Below are 16,547 nucleotides of genomic sequence, written 5' to 3' on the forward strand. Positions count from 1 at the left end.
AACTCGGCGTGTCGCGCCGCCTCGTTCACAGTCGGCGCGAGCTTTTCAGCGCATCGCGTTGAAGAACTTTCGCACATCCTCAACGAACAGATCCGGCTGCTCCCACGCGGCGAAATGCCCGCCCCGCGGCATCGTGGTCCAGTGCGTGATGTTGTAGTTCGGCTCGCACCAGGACCGCGGGGCAGGGAGTACCTCTTTCGGGAAAGACGCGACGCCGGTCGGTAATTCGACGCGGGAGGTATCACCCCACACTTTGAAGCTCTCCCAGTACAGCCGGGCCGATGACGCTGCCGTCTCGGTCACCCAATACAGCATCACGTTGTCCAGCAACTCGTCTCGCGTCACCACGTTTTCCGGGTGGCCGTCGCAGTCCATCCACGCCCAGAACTTCTCCACTATCCAGGCCAGCTGCCCGACCGGCGAATCGACCAGGCCGTAGCCCAGCGTCTGCGGTCGCGTCGACTGCTGCTTGGAGTACCCGGTGCCGCTCTTGCGGTGCTCAGCTAACGCGGCCAGCGCCACCTGTTCCTCCGGGGTGGGGTTGGCCAGCGTTTCGGGGGTCGGCCTGCCCAGCGGCATGTTCAGGTGGATCGCCGCGCAGTTTCCGCCGTTGCGCCCGATCTGGGTCGTGACGGCCGCACCCCAGTCGCCTCCCTGGGCGCCGTAGCGCTCGTAGCCCAGCCGTCCCATCAGCTCCTCCCACACCAGGGCGATCTTCTGCACGCCCCAGCCGGTGCGGCCCGGCTTTCCGGAGAAGCCATAGCCGGGCAGCGACGGGCACACCACGTGGAAGGCGTCCTCGGCGCGACCGCCATAGGCGGTGGGGTTGGTCAGCGGCTCGATCACCTTGTGGAACTCCACGATCGAGCCGGGCCAACCGTGGGTGATCAGCAGCGGGAAGGCGCCCTGGTGTGGGGATCGCTGGTGGATGAAATGGATGTCCAAGCCGTCGAATTGGTCGATGAAGTGGTCGAACCGGTTTAGCGCGGATTCCCTTGCGCGCCAGTTGTACTCGTTAGCCCAGTAAGCAGCCAGGTCGCGGGTGTAGCGCAATGGGATGCCCTGGCTCCAGTCGTCCACGCATTCGGCTTCGGGCCAGCGGGTCCGGGCCAGCCGGGAGCGCAGGTCGTCGAGGACTTCGTCGGGGACGTCGATGCGAAACGGCTTCACCCGCTCGACCCTACTTCTGGGCGTCCTTGATCAGGGTGCTGATCTGTTCAAGCAGTTGGCGCATGTCAGCGCGCATCGCGTCCACCGCGGCGTACAGGTCGGCCTTGGTCGCCGGTTGCTGATCCGACGACAACGGCCGCACCGGCGGTCCCGACGTCTGGCGTGCGCTGCTGCTCGACGAGCTAGGTAGGTCGCTCACGCCCACGAGCGTGCCATACCCGCTCGAACTCGTCCAAGAGACCAGCGCGTGGGCGGTGCGGTGGAAGGCGCGCCGCCGGAGTCGGTCGCGTCGCTGCTCAGCTAACAGTGCCCTATGGACGCTGTTCGCCTCGGGCAGATTCACGCTCGATCTCAGCCTGCTCACGTCGGGCGTGGGCGTGGAACCGCTCATCGCGCTGATGGGCGCGTGCGAGGCGTTCACGTTCCCGCGCTGCGGCGCTACCTTCGCGTTCGTCAGCGGCCGTCTCGCGATCATCCGCGTCTCGCTCACGGTCGTCGGCGATCCGATCTCGATTGTCAGCGACGCGATCTCGTTCGTCAGCAAGGCGCTCGCGGCGCATGACCGTGTCCTCACGGTGCGCGACCTCCACCTCACGGTCGCTAAGCGCAGCCTGGGCGTCCTGCTCACAGTCTCTAGCCGCAGCCGCCGAATCCTTCGCGAGATCTCGCCTGATCACTTCGCTTACCCTCTGACCGAATCCACCTGGATGTGGGAGTTCAGCCTACGCCGTGGCGGCTTTCTGTACGCTGGCCGCTTCGCGCCGCGACCCCATTGGGACACGGGGCACCTGACGGGCACCCGACGTCGGCGCCGCGGCCTAAAACGCTCTCCTGACCTGTGCCAGTGCTGGTGGGCGCGGACGGTATCGAACCGCCGACCGCTGGTGTGTAAATTTATATTGATATGTCTAGCTGGTAACTTCTCGTGGCTCACATTTTGCGAAATCGCCTATGCCAGAGGACTTTTCATATCCCTCCGTATCACCTCGTATCGGCCCGTTATTTCCTGTCTTGACCCGTTCTCGGCCCGGCGGGGGGTTGGCTCGCTCAAGCGTTCGACTCCGGACTCACGTTTCGCCTGTCAATCGCCGATTTCGGCATCGAGGAAGTTGTCAATCGTCCAAGTCCCCGCGCCGACTGTGACGCTGGTCTTCCATGATTTGGTGCACCGATGACTCAGCGAACTCGCGGTCAGCTCTATGTCCAGGGCGCTCGGCGCGTCAGGACCGGCCACAATTGTCAGCGTCAGCGGGTCTGACCACTCCCTGGGGCGCAGGTCGCCAATGTCCCAGGTGGCTTCGAATAGGGTGTCCTTCTCGACAACCGACGGCTCACGCGGATCGAAGACGTAGTTGTTTGTCTCCCTGGCGAGCGCCGCCATTTGGATCTCGGTCAAGTAGTCGGTGCCCCGGTCAGGCCACTTTGGTAATCGACGCGGCAATGGTTCCACAGCTGGGGGTGACCCACGCACCACCAGGCTGGTGCGGGGAATTTTCGCGGTGAGCTTGACCCCGGTCACTGAATCATCGGTTTCGTTGCCGACGGTAAACACGACCTTGTTCTCATCGGATTCGACGACCCCCCGCACCATGTGATCGACCACCCCGTTGCGGATCCGAGCCAGGTAATCCTCGACACGTCGGTTGAACTCCTTCCCGTCCTCAGCGGTGGCGGATTGCGGCCCGAACATTCCGCCGAGAGAACTCGGGACGACGAAGCTCGTAAGATTTGCGAGGCTGCCGATGGACGGATTTGGGGACCTCGGGGGTGGCGGAGGAGGCGGAGGTTCACCGCTATTGGCTCGGACATAGACCTCGTGCCGGTTCAGCCAGTCATTGATCTCATCGATGTCAGCACTCAACCGGGTGAGCGGCTCGGCCTGGGCCTCAAATTCGAGGTCGAGGCCAGGATTGCGCCGTCCATCCAACAGGCGCTCTTCCAACATCGCGAGCTCTTTGGGACCCGCTGGCTGAGTCTGCGCCGTTCCCCGGTGGAAGACCGTGCCCGCCTGATGGCGGGTTCTGTCGTTGCTGAACTCCTTCTGCAAGGTGTGAATGTGGTCCCCGGCTCGGGGAGCCTCGACCACAATCACCAGCACGGTCACATCCGCCAGTTCGACGTAATGAGCCATCCAACGAGGTCCGTCGGCGTAGGTCTTGACTCGCTGCCCGAGGGTCGCGTGGTCGAAGGTAGGCACTCCGGGTGCGTTCCCGGGTTCGACACCGACAACCATGTACGCCACGCCTTCGCACGACCGCTGAGCCTCCGAGACTGATCGGTTGGCGAACCCAAGGATGGCCTTCGCTACTGAAAACCGACCCTCAGCAACGCTGAGGTTCAGTGCGCTCTTCCACTCAAGCCAGTTCGTTTCCTGCGTGGTAGTCGGCGAGTTGTAAATGGCCGTCACTAGGTCCCGTAGCTCGTCCTCGGTGCGAAGCGCCCTGGTCTTGTCGAGATGGCCCAAGGTCAGGCGAATCGACCCTGCGTCCGTCGGCGGCCATGTCCCAGCTGTCCTGCGTGCTTCCGCCGTGGGTTGACCGGTGCTAATGACCTGATCATCGCCGTGCAGACCACCCTCGAAGAAGTGCTTCAATGCTTCCAAGGATCGCTGAACGGCTTCTTCGTCCATGCCGAGATGCGCGGCAACCGCGCTCGGCGCAACTCCCCCGCCACCGGTTTCGTCGTAGAGGTCGACGGCTGCCTTCAACACGGGCAGATCCCGCGTAGTCCAGGTGTCTGTCATGTCGGCGAGTATGACCGAGCACACCGACAAGCAAAGGATATTTTTACAAGCTACCCGCCGATTCGCCGGGTCATCCATTCCGGCGGCGACCCCAACCGGCCCTCCCGGGCGCGGCGGGCGGTGTCGATTGGGCTCACGAATCCCCACTGCTGGCCGATGCTGTGAGCCAGCACGTCGTAGGCCACCACCGCCGCCGCCACCCGGTCGGGCTGGTGTTGCCCGGCTTCCCAGGTGACCGCCTGGGCCTCGAAATCGGGCAGGTACCCAGCGATCCGGCACCGGCCCGTTTCCAGCGCCGCCAGCAGGCCCGTGGACCGTGCCACCGCATCACCTTTGCCCCGGTCGGTGCCTTTCGGCGGCCAGCCGGTCACCCTGACGGGTCGGTTGAGCCGGTACTTGGGCAGCGCCTCGGTGACCAGGCGGGTGTAGGTGGTTCTGGCGCTGAATGCCTCAATCGCGATCTCGGATGCGCCGACATCGCGGGCCAATTCGACGGCGCGGCGGCTCCACTGGTCCGAGGTGAAATGGCCGGACACGTCCGCGATCAGCGCGATGGTGCCGTCAGCACCCAGGCTAGCCGCCACGATGCCCGTCTCGTCGCCTTCGCCGGAGTCGGCGGGGTCCACACCGACAATCACCTTGACGGCTCCTGGCGGAGCGGCGGGCAGCCGCCAATCGTCCAGCCAATGCCGTTTGATCAGGCCACCTTCGGGCGTGCCGGGCGTGCCCAGATACATCGCCGCCCAGGCGCGGGAGCCGACCTCGGCCTCGATCTCGCGGAACTGGGCGGCGGTCCTCCCGACGGCGGATGTCATGGCCACGCCGCTGCGTTCCCGCGTGAGGGCATCGGGCACCCCGGCGGTGCTGATGGCCGGAATGTTCACACAGCGCCACCGGCTGCCGGGTTCGGCCAGCAGCGCCCCGGCCAGGTCGTCGGGGTGCCAGCGGGTGAGCACGATGGTGGCGCTGGCTCCCGGCATCAGCCGGGTTATCAGCGAGGCTCTGAACTCGGCGATCAACCGCCGCCGGTAGGCATCAGAGTCGGCCTCCTGCGCGCCCCTCACCGGGTCGTCCACCACCAGCACGTTGGCGCCGAAACCGGTAGTGCTCGACAGGATTCCGCCCGCCAGCATGCCGCCCCGGTGCCCGGCCACCCGCCATCGACCCACTGCCTGCTTGTCGGCGGCCAGCTCGATACCGACGACGCCGGGATGTTCGGTGATCAGCCGCCGGGCCGCCGCGCTGTGCTCCTCGGCCAGGGCATCGCCGTAGCTCTTGACGATGATCTCGGCGTCAGGATCGCGGGACAGCACGTACACCGGGAACACCTGAGAGGTGAGCACGGACTTGCCGGTACGCGGCGGCATCGTCACGATCAGCCGCGAGTCCGGTTCTTCCACGGCACGCACCAGTTCGTCGGAGAGCAACTTGATGGCCGGGGTCACCACATAGCCCGGGATCAACCGGCTTGCCAGCTCAGCGGGCGACTCAGGCCGCCGCCGCCCCCGTGCCGTACGGATGGCCCGGGCGGCGGCCAGCGCGGCGATAGGATAGGCGCTCACAGAATCGTCAACTCGCGAACGCGGCCCTCAGCTTTGGCCTTCGCGGCCATCTGCGCATCGAGCTCATCGCCCAATCCGACGTAATTTCGGCCACGCACCCGCACCACGTAGACCTTCCCGTCAATCCAAAGCCGGTCGAGCGCACCGGCCTTGGCCCAGTAGCTGCCGGGCAGGTGCCGCCGAAGCGCAGCCCAGGACACCAGCTCCTCGTTGGTCGCGGCGAGCGCATTCAGAATGGCGTGCTCGATGTCGTCGTCAGTCAGGACGGCGGTGGTGGTGATGGTCATGGTGGTGCTCCTCGGTGGTGGTGTGTCGTTGGATTCGTTGATCTCCTGATCAGGCCGCCGAGGCACGGCCTGACCGGGGAGCTATCAGGCGGGCACAGCCCGCTTCGGTGCTAGCGGCGGAACCATCCGGCATCCCGACCTGATGGCGGCCAGCTGCACGCTGCCTAGACCGCCGCCGTCATCGACGCCCAGCGCGGCCAGCACATCTTCATGGTGCACTTCGGCGACCCGGTGCAGCTGCTGGGCTACACGGATGATGGCGGGCCAGCACCGGTCGATCAGAGGTTGCGCCGCCATGCCGGTGTGCGTGCCCCCGGCGGCGGTCAAGACGGCGGCGTCCTTGCGCCCGCAGCCCTCCAAAGCGGCGAACATCGCCCGCTGGGTAGGGCGGCGGCCCCCCGCCTGAAACCTCGCCTCTCCGTAGGGACCGGAGTAGGCGATCAGCGCATCGGAGCCGTGGGGCAGCTCGGCGAACGTGGTCAGGCCCTCGACGCCGGTCACCTTGCTGCGGGTGACCACGGCGTTCCGCAACTGCGCACCCAGCACCGCGCCGACGGTGGCATGAGCGCTTTCGTGAACGCACATCGCCATGTAGGCGCGTTCGCGCGGTGTGATGTCCGCCAGTGTCAAAGGCATTGCAGCACTCGTCCTTTCAGTTCAGTGTGGCGAGCGACGCCGGGGCGGGATGCGGCACATAGCGCGGAGCCACCCCGTCCCGGCGTCGACTTTTCTTCTTCGTCGTGATCGAAGTTCGGATTGTCGTTGCCGTGCAACAGGTTGCGGGATATCCGATCCCGGGCGTTGGGTGACTTGGCCTGCCAGGCACGCTCGCCGTCATCGAGGTACCGCTCGATGCACGCGGTACAGGTGTAGCCCCAGACCGAGCCCTTCCACCGCCAGCACGGCCCACCGCAGGACTGGCAGACCGGCCCGGCGTAGGTCGCGGGTTCGGTGGGCGCGGTGGTGGAGATGTCGGCGGTCATTACGATCGCGTGTTCACCCGCGTCACTGGCACCTCACCAGCCGCTTTGAGCGCCTCGGAGAAGCCGCTGTCGTTGCGACCAGGCTCACCCGTGGCGACCGGCGAGCCATAGGCCGGGGTGTAGGCATTCACATCGGGGTTTCCGTGTACGTCCATGCTGATTTCCTCCTCTAACCGGTAATTTCGACGGCGGCCACCACGGCCTCGTAGCCCACCAGGACGGTGCGCTCGGCGATGGCCGCAAAGGTGTTGCGGCGCTCGTCAATCGTGGTGCGCAGTTGCACTCGGTCCCTCCACCCGAAGGGCTGCGAGGTGGCCACCAGGGTGTTCTGCAGGCCGTCGACGTAGCCGCCGCCGAATACGAGCGTGTGGCCGAGCGGGGTGACCATCTTGGTGCCTGATCGGTTCAAGATCTGGCTGCTCGCGGCCACCGCCGCCCACTGCGCCCCCAGGTGGATAAACCCCACGGTGTTGGTGAGGGCCAAGTGGGCTTCCAGGTAACCGATGGCCAGCACCAGATCGGCCAGAGTGTCGATGGTGCCGGGAAGGTCGTTGGCGTCGAACTTCAGGCGCTCAGCGAACTCCCGCTCCACCGCCACCTGTTCCTCCAGGCGCATCACCTGGACGGCGCGCTGTTCGACCTCAGCTCGCGATGGCGCGGTCAAGTCGCACTCGTCGTAGGCCCAGACGGTCATCGGCTCGAAAGGGTCCAGACCGGTGGGTCGGTCGCCTTCTTTACGGGGAGTGGTGTTCAGTGGCGGTACCGCGCACCAGTCGGCGTGCCAGACGCCGAAAGCATCGCTGCCGCTGTAGTTTCCGGCGGGCCGGACCTGCACCCCGGTCAGATGCCGGCTCGGCTCATCGGCGGCGACCTCGGTCCAGAAGGTCGCGGCGTACAGGCCGCCGGGCGCCGGGTTGACCGGCGGCACTTCGAAGTCGACCGGCAGCATGTCGTCGTAGGTCTCGACAGGGAAATCCGGCAAGACGGTCATAGGTTCACTCCCAGGGATTCGAGTTCGGCACGGGTGTCGGGCGCAGGCTGCACTGAAGGTCGCTGCTTCTCGGCGAAGGCGATACGGCGTTCAAGGTCGCCAGCAGCCCGGTCGATGGTGTTGAGCAACAGCCGTTCGAGGCGGTAGCTATGGGCCGCCGCCACCCGCAGCCCGTCGGCAGCGGTCGCTATCTCGGTCAGCGCCGCCGCCCACGATCCGTCCGTGATCATCTGGTCGGTGATCGAGGGCAACACCGGACGTTGTGCGGTGTCCTTCAGCAGGGTCAGGGCGTGCCGCCGCTTGCCGGGCTCGGCAGCCAGGTGCGCCGTCTTGGCCATGCCGTCCTGTTCGGCCTGCCACCCGGTCACGCCGCTGACGAGTTCGTGCACGGCGTCGGCGAAGGCGGCGATCGGCGATCTGAACCGCAGGGAGACTGGCGGACCCGACGACACGGGCGGGCGCGCAGCCAGGGCGGCGATGCGCTCGGCCAAGGGTACTGCGGCCTCGGCGATTTCGCGGGAAGGACTGAATGAGCGGACGCGCCGGGTGATCAACAGCTTCCGGCGGCGTTCGCGCCACTGCTCCTGGGTAAAGGTCGGCACGGGCTCCGGCTTCCCGCGCCGCTGCCCGGCTGGTGTTCGGTTGGCCGCAGTGATGGCCGACAGGTAGCCGGTCATCGGGCCACCGCCGGGTGTGCGTGCCGCAGCATGTCGGCCAGCGCCGGGACGTGCGCCGGATTGAGGTGCTGCCGATCAGCGTCAAGTACCCGCCGCACCCGCCAATACGCCAGGGCGGCCAGGCATTCGGCGACGCGGGGATCGGCATTGGTGGCACCCCGGGAGCGCAGCGCGGCCAGCTTGCCCGACCATTGCGCCGGGTTGAGCGCGCCGGGATCGGTCGCGTACTTGCACGGAATCGTGGTGGTCACACCACCCATGAGAGCACACGACGGTGCAGCGCTGCTGCCACGCTGGAACGGTGAAATGCGTTGTGGGTTAGTAAGATAACCGGCTCCGCCCGACCCGACCTCGAATCGCCTCGCCGCCGCCGCAATCTTGGCAACGAGCACTACCGCCAGGTGGCCATGCGCCTCAAGTGGGGGCGCGAGATCGGTTTACCAGCGCGGGAGTTCGCCGCCGAGCAATTCGGCGTGACGCTGCCCACCCTTGACCGCTGGATCGCCGAGGCCAAAAAGCGCGGATTTCTGCGCCGCGACTGGGCCACCGCCACCGACGCCACGGAGGCTGACAAGTGACCAGCGACCCCCAGCCCAAGCGCACCCGCCGGGCCGAGCCCATCACCAAGCACGTCGCCGCCAACGGCAAGGTCAGCTACGGGTTCCGGGTCGATATTGACATCCGGCCCGACGGCAGCCGTGAACGGCAGCGGTTCACCTATTCCACCTTGGCGGAGGCTAAACGGGAGTTCCGGCGGATCACGACCGAGGTGGCGGCGGGCACCTTCGTCAGGCGCGACAAGACCACCTTGGGCGTGTTCCTTTCGGAGTGGCTGGCCGGACGCCGCGACGTGCGTCCGGCAACCCTGGAGGGGTACCGATTCGCGTTGAAGCCGGTAATCGACCACCTCGGTGAGACCCCCTTGCAGCAGTTGCGAACCGCCGACCTGGATGCCCTGGTCACGGTGCGGATGGCGGGTGCGCCGGTTGCTCAGCGGGACAAGCGCGGGCGGCGCTCCGCCGAGGTGCTGACGTGGCTGCGGGCGCGTCAAGGCGGTGCCAGCTACAGCGAGCTGTTCGCGGAGTTCGGCAACGCCGGGGAGAAGGCGCTCGCCCGGCTGATTGCCGCCGGTGAAGTGATCCGGCCCGCGCGCGGGCGATATGCCGCCGCCGTGGCCGCCGATCCAGAGCGGCAGAAGGTTGCCGGTGGCGTCAGCGCGCGCACGGTCGTCTCCATGCTGGTGGTGCTGTCGTCCGCGCTGGACGATGCGATGGCCCAAGGGCTCGTTGCCCGCAACGTGGCCCGGCTGGTGAAGCGCCCCAAGGTCACCGCCACCGAGATGTCCACCTGGACGCCGGAGCAGGCCGCCGCTTTTCGCGCTCACGTCGCCGACGACCGGCTGGCGGCGTGCTGGCTGCTGACGCTGGCCGGGCTGCGCCGGTCGGAGGTTCTGGGTCTGCGGTGGGCCGACGTGGACCAGGACGCCGGAACCATCACCGTGGCTCAGGGCCGGGTCGTCGTCGGCGGCGGCACCGTGACGGGCGCGCCGAAGTCAGCTCGGTCGGCGCGGACGCTGCCGATGCCGCGTGATGTGATGGCTGCGTTGCGCACGTTCAAGACTCGGCAAGCCGAGGAGCATCTGGCGCTGGGCGCGGGCTGGCCCGACACCGGCCTTGTGGCGGTCAACACTGACGGCTCCCCCATCCGCCCCGAGACGTACTCCAAGGCCTTCGCCGCCCACTGCGTAGCGGCGGGGGTACCGGTGATCCGGCTGCACGATGTTCGGCACACGGCGGCCACGATGCTGCTCGACGGTGGCACCACGCCGTCGGCGACGGCAAAGTGGCTGGGGCACGATCCGGCGATCACGTTGCGGGTGTACGGGCATGTCTACGATGACGCGCTGGCCTCGGCGGGCGATGCCCTTCTCGGTCGCTCGCGCGGCAACAGCTAATTCAGTTTCTCCTCGGGCGAAAATGGTCGCAGCTATGCGGTGCGCGTCGGGGCCGTTGACTACTGTCACCTTCATGTCCAAGAAGTCCACCGATGTCTTCGGTGTATCGACTGAGATCCTGAAGGACTCATACGTCGACCGTGGAGACCTCGACTCGAAAATTGCGTCATACCTGGAGCGCGATAATCACATCGCGATCCGCGGGGCGTCGAAGAGCGGCAAGTCGTGGCTGCGTCAACGAATCCTCGACAATCCCATCAAGATCCAGTGTCGTCTTGAGAAGACCGTCACCGACATTTACCGCGAGGCGCTTGGCCAGCTCGGGGTGAAGCTCGTAACGAGTGCGAAGTCGACCAGGTCGTTGGAGGGAAGCGTTGAGGGCGAGAGTGAGTTCGGCATCAGCCTGATCGGCAAAGTGATGGCGAGGCTCGGCATGAAGGGCAGTACGACCAGCGAGACCGCTACCGAACAGCTGCGCCAGAACATCAACGATCTCGACTTCATCTGCGAGCTCATCAAGGAGTCCGGTCGCCGGCTCGTAATCGAGGATTTTCACTACCTTACGGAGACCGAGCGCAAGAAGTTCGCCTTCGACTTGAAGTCAATGTGGGACCTCCGCCTGTACGTCGTAGTGGTCGGAGTGTGGAGCGACAACAACCTTATGCTTCACCTGAACCCAGACCTGACAGGGCGTGTCCGCGAGGTTCCAGTCATCTGGACGACACCCGACTTACGCAAAATCCTCTCGCGCGGGTGCGAGGCGCTGAACGTCGTTATGTCGCATGAGGTGCGCGAGAAGCTGGTCGACGTCAGCTATGGCAACGCCGGAATCCTGCAGCGAATCGCCATCGACACGCTGGACCACGCTGGGATCTACGAGAAGAAATTCTCGGTACAGTCAGTGACTGACGTGGCGCATGTCGAGGCCGCAGCGATGTTCTACGCCGAAGAGTTGAACACCGTCTACCAGAAGTTCGCCAAGGACGTGTCGAACGGCATCCGCCGTAGGAACAACGCTACCGGCATCTACGCGCACGCCATGGCGGCGGTGCTCGACGCGCCGGACGACAAGCTCATCGGCGGCATCCCGCATCAGGAGATCTTCGCCGTGGCCCACACCCGTGAGGCGCGTATCCAAAAGGGCAACCTGATCACCGCGCTCGGGAATATTGAACGGCTGCAGGTGGATTCCGACGGGCGTGGTTTGGTGCTGTCGTACGCCGAGGGTCGCGTTCGGGTAGTCGATCACCAGCTGCTTCTGTACCGCCGCTTCGCTACGGTCCGGTGGCCGTGGGAGGACATGATCGCAGAGGCCGATGCCTCGGGTGACGCGGGGCGCTACGCAGCCACCGATGACGCCGTCACGGGCAGCCGAAACGGGAGTTAAGCACCGACTCGTTGGCCCATTCCTGGCCCGGCGGGGGGTCGGCGGAGATGCCCTCCCGGACCGAAAACCGGTGTCTAGCTGGCGATTGAACGGTGGGCGCGGACGGTATCGAACCGCCGACCGCTGGTGTGTAAAACCAGAGCTCTACCACTGAGCTACGCGCCCTATGTCCCGGCGCAGCAGGCTACACGCCCAACCGCCCGCCGCCCAAAACGCTCACGACTGCACTGCTGCCAGCGCCTCCGTCCACAGCGCCCGATCGCGTGCCTCGCCGGGCTGCTTCATCTCCGCGAACCGGATGATCCCCGCCTTGTCCACCACGAACGTGCCGCGGTTGGAGATGCCTGCCACGTCGTTAAACACGCCGTAGGCCTGGCTGACCGCGCCATGCGGCCAAAAATCCGACAGCACGGGAAATAGGAACCCGCTCTGCACAGCCCAGATCTTGTGGGTGGGCGGTGGTCCCACCGAGATGGCCAGCACCGCGGTGTCGTCATTCTCGAATTCCGGCAGGTTATCGCGCACCGCGTCTAGTTCCCCCTGGCAGATCCCGGTGAACGCGAGCGGGAAGAAGACCAGCAACACGTTCTTGGCGCCCCGGAAGGCCGCGAGCGAGACGGGCTGGTTGTTCTGGTCGCGCAGGGTGAAGTCGGGGGCGGTGGCTCCGACGTCAAGCATCAGCGCTTCCCGGTCCGCGACTTCGGCTGAACCAGGCGGCTGGCGCTCCAGTTGCCCAGGTTCACCGAGGACGTCGGCATCAGGCCCGCGGTGGGCGCGGCCTCGGCGATGTCGGCGGGCTGCACGTGGCCGGGCCGGCCGGTCTTGGGTGTCAGCACCCAGATCACGCCGTCTTCGGCCAGTGGGCTGATGGCGTCCATCAGGATGTCCACCAGGTCGCCGTCGTTGTCGCGGTACCAGAGCAGGACGACGTCGACGACCTCGTCAGTGTCCTCATCGAGCAGTTCGCTGCCACAGGCGTCCTCGATGTCGGCACGGATGTCGTCGTCGGTGTCCTCGTCCCAACCCCACTCCTGGACGACTTGGTCCCGTTGGATGCCCAATTTGCGAGCGTGATCCGCCGCGACCACCGTGGAACCTCCCTTTACCAATCACACGAGAAGCAATCGACGCTATCGTCGCACAGGCACCGTCGAGTTCATACGGCTAGCCCACGCACAGTTTCTGCACCTTAGTCGCGCCCTATCCGGCCACCTGGCTCAGATGAAGCCCTTGCAGGAATCGACCGCCCGTGACTTCGCCTTGTTGAAGGCGTCCACCCGGCGGTTGAACTCCGCTGGTCCGGCATGACTGGAGATGGCGTTGGCCACCGCCCGGGCGGCGTCGCTGTAGGCATTGAACGCATCGCGCTGCTGTGGCGAGAGCGCGTTGTTGACGCTGCTGGACACGGTGTTGGCGCCGTTGTTGAGCGCCTCGATGGCGGGCCCCTCGGTCGGGCCGGTGTTCTTCCCGGCGTTCAGCGCGGCCACGTAAGCGTTGACCTTGTCGATCGTGTCCGACACCGCATTGGCAAGCGTGCCGCAGGAGGTGCGGATCATGCTGGTCGTCACGGATTGCTGTCGCTGGGATTCCCGGACGCTCGACGTCACCGACGACGCTGACACCGACGCGGACACCGAGGACCGGTAGGCCGGGGCGACATTGGTGTCGGCCACACCGTTGCCGTCGGCGATCTTCGTGCAGCCGACGACGCCGATCGCCATTACCGCAATACATCCCAGAGCCAGGGCGCCTCGCCTGGGGAACTCCCCCACGTGCCTGCGAGGGACGGCACGCCATCCAGTGAGCACGGAATGGACGTTACAGCCTCCCGATCCCAACTGCCCCACTAACACCTACTTACGGGTCTGCCCAGGGGGTCACCGACGGCGAGTACCCACCCCCGGGCCCGGTGCGGCACGATAGAGGGGCGGCCACCCCAGCCGATGCCCCGCCGACTACAGGAGCGGAAGTTGACCACCGAGTTCGCGCGCAACGATCTGGCCAAAACCTCAAGCAGCACAAGCGAACCCGACCGCGTTCGGGTGATCCGCGAGGGTGTGGCCTCCTATCTTCCCGACATCGACCCCGAGGAGACCTCGGAGTGGCTTGAGTCCTTCGACGAGCTGTTGGAGCGGTCCGGGCCGGCGCGGGCGCGCTACCTGATGCTCCGGATGCTGGAACGGGCCGGCGAGCAGCGGGTGTCCATTCCGGCGCTGACCTCGACCGATTACGTCAACACCATCCCGACCGAGTTGGAGCCTTGGTTCCCTGGCGACGAAGACGTCGAGCGTCGCTACCGGACCTGGATCAGGTGGAATGCGGCGATCATGGTGCACCGTGCGCAGCGGCCCGGCGTGGGCGTCGGGGGCCATATCTCCACGTATGCCTCGTCGGCGGCGCTCTACGAGGTCGGTTTCAATCACTTCTTCCGCGGCAAGTCGCATCCGGGCGGCGGCGACCAGATATTCATCCAGGGTCACGCCTCGCCGGGCATCTACGCGCGGGCGTTTCTCGAGGGCCGACTTTCCGAGGATCGGCTCGACGGGTTCCGCCAGGAACACAGCCATCCCGGCGGGGGCCTGCCGTCCTATCCGCACCCGCGGTTGATGAGCGACTTCTGGGAATTCCCGACGGTATCCATGGGCCTCGGGCCGCTCAACGCGATCTATCAGGCACGGTTCAACCATTACCTGCATGACCGCGGCATCAAAGACACCTCCAACCAGCATGTCTGGGCATTCCTGGGCGATGGGGAGATGGATGAGCCGGAAAGCCGCGGCCTGATCCAGGTGGCGGCCAACGAGGCCCTGGACAACCTGACCTTCGTAGTCAACTGCAACTTGCAGCGCCTGGACGGCCCGGTGCGCGGCAACGGCAAGATCATTCAGGAGCTGGAGTCGTTCTTCCGCGGTGCGGGCTGGAACGTCATCAAGGTGGTGTGGGGGCGCGAATGGGACGCCCTGCTCCACGCCGACCGTGACGGCGCGCTGGTGAACCTAATGAACAGCACCCCCGACGGCGACTACCAGACCTACAAGGCCAACGACGGTGCCTACGTGCGCGATCACTTCTTCGGACGCGACCCGCGCACCAAGGCGCTGGTGAAGGATATGACCGACTCCGAGATCTGGAACCTCAAGCGCGGTGGCCACGACTACCGCAAGGTCTACGCCGCCTACCACGCCGCGCTCGCTCACAAGGGCCAGCCGACGGTGATCCTGGCCAAGACCATCAAGGGCTATTCGCTGGGCGCGCACTTCCAGGGCCGCAACGCCACGCATCAGATGAAAAAGCTTGCGCTGGAAGACCTCAAACGGTTCCGGGACTCGATGCGAATCCCGATCAGCGACGCGCAGCTGGAGAAAGACCCCTATCTGCCGCCCTACTACCACCCTGGCGCGGACGCCCCGGAGATCCGCTATCTGCTCGACCGTCGCCGTACCCTGGGCGGCTTCGTGCCCGAGCGCCGCACCAAGGCCAAGGCCCTCAAGTTGCCCGGTCGCGACACCTACAAGGCGTTAAAGAAGGGCTCGGGCAACCAGGAGGTCGCCACCACCATGGCGTTGGTGCGGACCTTCAAAGAACTGTTGCGGGACAAAGAGGTTGGACCGCGAATTGTGCCGATCATTCCCGACGAGGCCCGCACGTTCGGGATGGACTCCTGGTTCCCGTCGCTGAAGATCTACAACCGCAACGGCCAGCTGTACACCGCCGTCGACGCCGAATTGATGCTGGCTTACAAGGAGAGTGAAGTCGGCCAGATCCTGCACGAGGGCATCAACGAAGCCGGCTCGGTGGGCTCGTTCACTGCGGCCGGCACGTCGTACGCCACGCACAACGAGCCGATGATCCCGCTCTACATCTTCTATTCGATGTTCGGATTCCAGCGCACCGGCGACGGCCTGTGGGCAGCGGCCGACCAGATGGCCCGTGGTTTCGTGCTGGGCGCGACGGCTGGACGCACGACGCTGGTCGGCGAAGGCCTGCAGCACGCCGACGGGCATTCGTTGCTGTTGGCGTCCACCAACCCGGCCGTGGTTGCCTACGATCCGGCGTTCGCTTACGAAATCGCCTACATCGTCGAGAGCGGGCTGGAGCGGATGTTCGGGGAGAACCCGGAGAACGTGTACTTCTACATCACGCTGTACAACGAGCCGTATCTACAGCCGCCCGAGCCGGAGAATTTCGACCCCGAAGGTGCGCTGCGCGGCATCTACCGCTTCCGCGCGGCCACGGAGAAGCGTTCGAGCACCGCGCAAATCCTGGTGTCCGGCGTCGCGATGCCCTCGGCGCTCAAGGCCGCCGAGATGCTGGCCGAGGAATGGGACGTGGCCGCCGACGTGTGGTCGGTGACTAGCTGGGGCGAGCTGAACCGCGACGGCGTGGCGGTGGAGAAGCATCGCCTGCGGCACCCCGACGAAGAGGCCGGCGTGCCCTACATCACCAAGGCGCTGGAGAACACTCGCGGGCCCGTGGTCGCGGTCTCGGACTGGATGCGTGCGGTGCCCGAGCAGATTCGACCGTGGGTGCCCGGCACCTACGTCACGCTGGGCACTGACGGGTTCGGGTTCTCCGACACCCGGCCCGCGGCGCGGCGCTACTTCAACACCGACGCCGAATCCACGGTGGTCGCGGTGCTCGAGGCGCTGGCCCGGGACGGGGAGATCGACTTGTCGGTGGCGGTCGAGGCCGCACGCCAGTACAAGATCGACGACGTCAAGGCTGCCCCCGAGCAGACATCGGATCCGGGCGTGGCCTAAGGACTGCGTTCCTTTTCGCGCGCCGTACGTCAC

19 protein-coding genes and 1 tRNA gene are annotated in these 16,547 nt (G+C 66.0%); 5 read left to right on the top strand and 15 right to left on the bottom strand.

The genetic code is table 11. The features are described from left to right. Positions 1-45 precede the first annotated feature (45 nt). Complete coding sequence (locus H0P51_RS17245) at positions 46-1,170, bottom strand: epoxide hydrolase family protein (RefSeq protein WP_180913995.1); 1,125 nt, start codon at positions 1,168-1,170, stop codon at positions 46-48. Between the two features lie 10 nt (positions 1,171-1,180). Beyond that, on the bottom strand, positions 1,181-1,369 hold the full coding sequence (locus H0P51_RS17250; protein WP_180919285.1) for a hypothetical protein: 189 nt from the start codon (positions 1,367-1,369) through the stop codon (positions 1,181-1,183). A gap of 10 nt (positions 1,370-1,379) precedes the next feature. On the opposite strand from H0P51_RS17250, the gene H0P51_RS17255 reads away from it, so the two are divergent. Next, positions 1,380-2,345, top strand: coding sequence for a hypothetical protein (locus H0P51_RS17255; RefSeq protein ID WP_180913996.1), 966 nt, complete (start codon positions 1,380-1,382; stop codon positions 2,343-2,345). Here the strand turns inward: H0P51_RS17255 and H0P51_RS17260 are convergent. The 9 genes from H0P51_RS17260 to H0P51_RS17300 all read right to left on the bottom strand — a co-directional run bounded on the left by H0P51_RS17260 (position 2,252) and on the right by H0P51_RS17300 (position 8,664). Then, the gene (locus H0P51_RS17260) at positions 2,252-3,913 is read right to left on the bottom strand and encodes a hypothetical protein (protein ID WP_246398025.1); all 1,662 of its coding nucleotides are present in this window, start codon (positions 3,911-3,913) and stop codon (positions 2,252-2,254) included. The two genes, H0P51_RS17255 and H0P51_RS17260, sit on opposite strands and share 94 nt — an antisense overlap. 50 nt (positions 3,914-3,963) lie before the next feature. Beyond that, entirely contained in the window at positions 3,964-5,475 is a 1,512-nt protein-coding gene (locus tag H0P51_RS17265; RefSeq protein WP_246398026.1) for a terminase large subunit domain-containing protein, read from the bottom strand. Beyond that, on the bottom strand, positions 5,472-5,762 hold the full coding sequence (locus tag H0P51_RS17270) for a hypothetical protein (protein WP_180913997.1): 291 nt from the start codon (positions 5,760-5,762) through the stop codon (positions 5,472-5,474). The genes H0P51_RS17265 and H0P51_RS17270 overlap by 4 nt, the downstream gene beginning before the upstream one ends. Positions 5,763-5,846: 84 nt before the next feature. Beyond that, entirely contained in the window at positions 5,847-6,398 is a 552-nt protein-coding gene (locus tag H0P51_RS17275) for a hypothetical protein (RefSeq protein WP_180913998.1), read from the bottom strand. Continuing rightward, positions 6,389-6,745: a hypothetical protein gene (locus H0P51_RS17280; RefSeq protein ID WP_180913999.1), complete on the bottom strand. Its 357-nt coding sequence runs from the start codon at positions 6,743-6,745 to the stop codon at positions 6,389-6,391. The genes H0P51_RS17275 and H0P51_RS17280 overlap by 10 nt, the downstream gene beginning before the upstream one ends. Beyond that, complete coding sequence (locus tag H0P51_RS17285; protein WP_180914000.1) at positions 6,745-6,900, bottom strand: hypothetical protein; 156 nt, start codon at positions 6,898-6,900, stop codon at positions 6,745-6,747. The genes H0P51_RS17280 and H0P51_RS17285 overlap by 1 nt, the downstream gene beginning before the upstream one ends. A 14-nt stretch (positions 6,901-6,914) precedes the next feature. Further along, the gene (locus H0P51_RS17290; protein WP_180914001.1) at positions 6,915-7,736 is read right to left on the bottom strand and encodes a hypothetical protein; all 822 of its coding nucleotides are present in this window, start codon (positions 7,734-7,736) and stop codon (positions 6,915-6,917) included. Continuing rightward, complete coding sequence (locus H0P51_RS17295) at positions 7,733-8,413, bottom strand: hypothetical protein (RefSeq protein WP_180914002.1); 681 nt, start codon at positions 8,411-8,413, stop codon at positions 7,733-7,735. Before H0P51_RS17295 ends, H0P51_RS17290 begins: the two co-directional genes overlap by 4 nt. Next, complete coding sequence (locus tag H0P51_RS17300) at positions 8,410-8,664, bottom strand: hypothetical protein (protein ID WP_246398028.1); 255 nt, start codon at positions 8,662-8,664, stop codon at positions 8,410-8,412. The genes H0P51_RS17295 and H0P51_RS17300 overlap by 4 nt, the downstream gene beginning before the upstream one ends. 60 nt (positions 8,665-8,724) lie before the next feature. Here H0P51_RS17300 and H0P51_RS17305 point away from each other — a divergent pair, with 60 nt between their 5' ends. The 3 genes from H0P51_RS17305 to H0P51_RS17315 all read left to right on the top strand — a co-directional run bounded on the left by H0P51_RS17305 (position 8,725) and on the right by H0P51_RS17315 (position 11,754). Further along, positions 8,725-8,991, top strand: coding sequence for a hypothetical protein (locus tag H0P51_RS17305; RefSeq protein WP_180914004.1), 267 nt, complete (start codon positions 8,725-8,727; stop codon positions 8,989-8,991). After that, entirely contained in the window at positions 8,988-10,367 is a 1,380-nt protein-coding gene (locus tag H0P51_RS17310; protein ID WP_180914005.1) for a site-specific integrase, read from the top strand. Before H0P51_RS17305 ends, H0P51_RS17310 begins: the two co-directional genes overlap by 4 nt. 73 nt (positions 10,368-10,440) lie before the next feature. Next, complete coding sequence (locus tag H0P51_RS17315; protein ID WP_180914006.1) at positions 10,441-11,754, top strand: hypothetical protein; 1,314 nt, start codon at positions 10,441-10,443, stop codon at positions 11,752-11,754. 93 nt (positions 11,755-11,847) lie between these two features. Here the strand turns inward: H0P51_RS17315 and H0P51_RS17320 are convergent. The 4 genes from H0P51_RS17320 to H0P51_RS17335 all read right to left on the bottom strand — a co-directional run bounded on the left by H0P51_RS17320 (position 11,848) and on the right by H0P51_RS17335 (position 13,562). After that, positions 11,848-11,919 (bottom strand) — tRNA-Val (locus H0P51_RS17320). Positions 11,920-11,970: 51 nt separating this feature from the next. Continuing rightward, complete coding sequence (locus H0P51_RS17325; RefSeq protein WP_180914007.1) at positions 11,971-12,432, bottom strand: peroxiredoxin; 462 nt, start codon at positions 12,430-12,432, stop codon at positions 11,971-11,973. Continuing rightward, positions 12,432-12,842 (bottom strand): DUF3052 domain-containing protein, encoded by a 411-nt coding sequence (locus H0P51_RS17330; protein ID WP_180914008.1) that lies wholly within the window; start codon positions 12,840-12,842, stop codon positions 12,432-12,434. The genes H0P51_RS17325 and H0P51_RS17330 overlap by 1 nt, the downstream gene beginning before the upstream one ends. Before the next feature lie 129 nt (positions 12,843-12,971). Further along, complete coding sequence (locus tag H0P51_RS17335) at positions 12,972-13,562, bottom strand: hypothetical protein (RefSeq protein ID WP_180914009.1); 591 nt, start codon at positions 13,560-13,562, stop codon at positions 12,972-12,974. Between the two features lie 162 nt (positions 13,563-13,724). Between H0P51_RS17335 and aceE the strand changes: the two genes are divergently transcribed. Continuing rightward, the gene (aceE, locus tag H0P51_RS17340; protein ID WP_180914010.1) at positions 13,725-16,514 is read left to right on the top strand and encodes a pyruvate dehydrogenase (acetyl-transferring), homodimeric type; all 2,790 of its coding nucleotides are present in this window, start codon (positions 13,725-13,727) and stop codon (positions 16,512-16,514) included. Positions 16,515-16,547: the final 33 nt, after the last annotated feature.

Origin of the sequence: Mycobacterium vicinigordonae (assembly GCF_013466425.1) — a bacterium.
Classification (GTDB): domain Bacteria; phylum Actinomycetota; class Actinomycetes; order Mycobacteriales; family Mycobacteriaceae; genus Mycobacterium; species Mycobacterium vicinigordonae.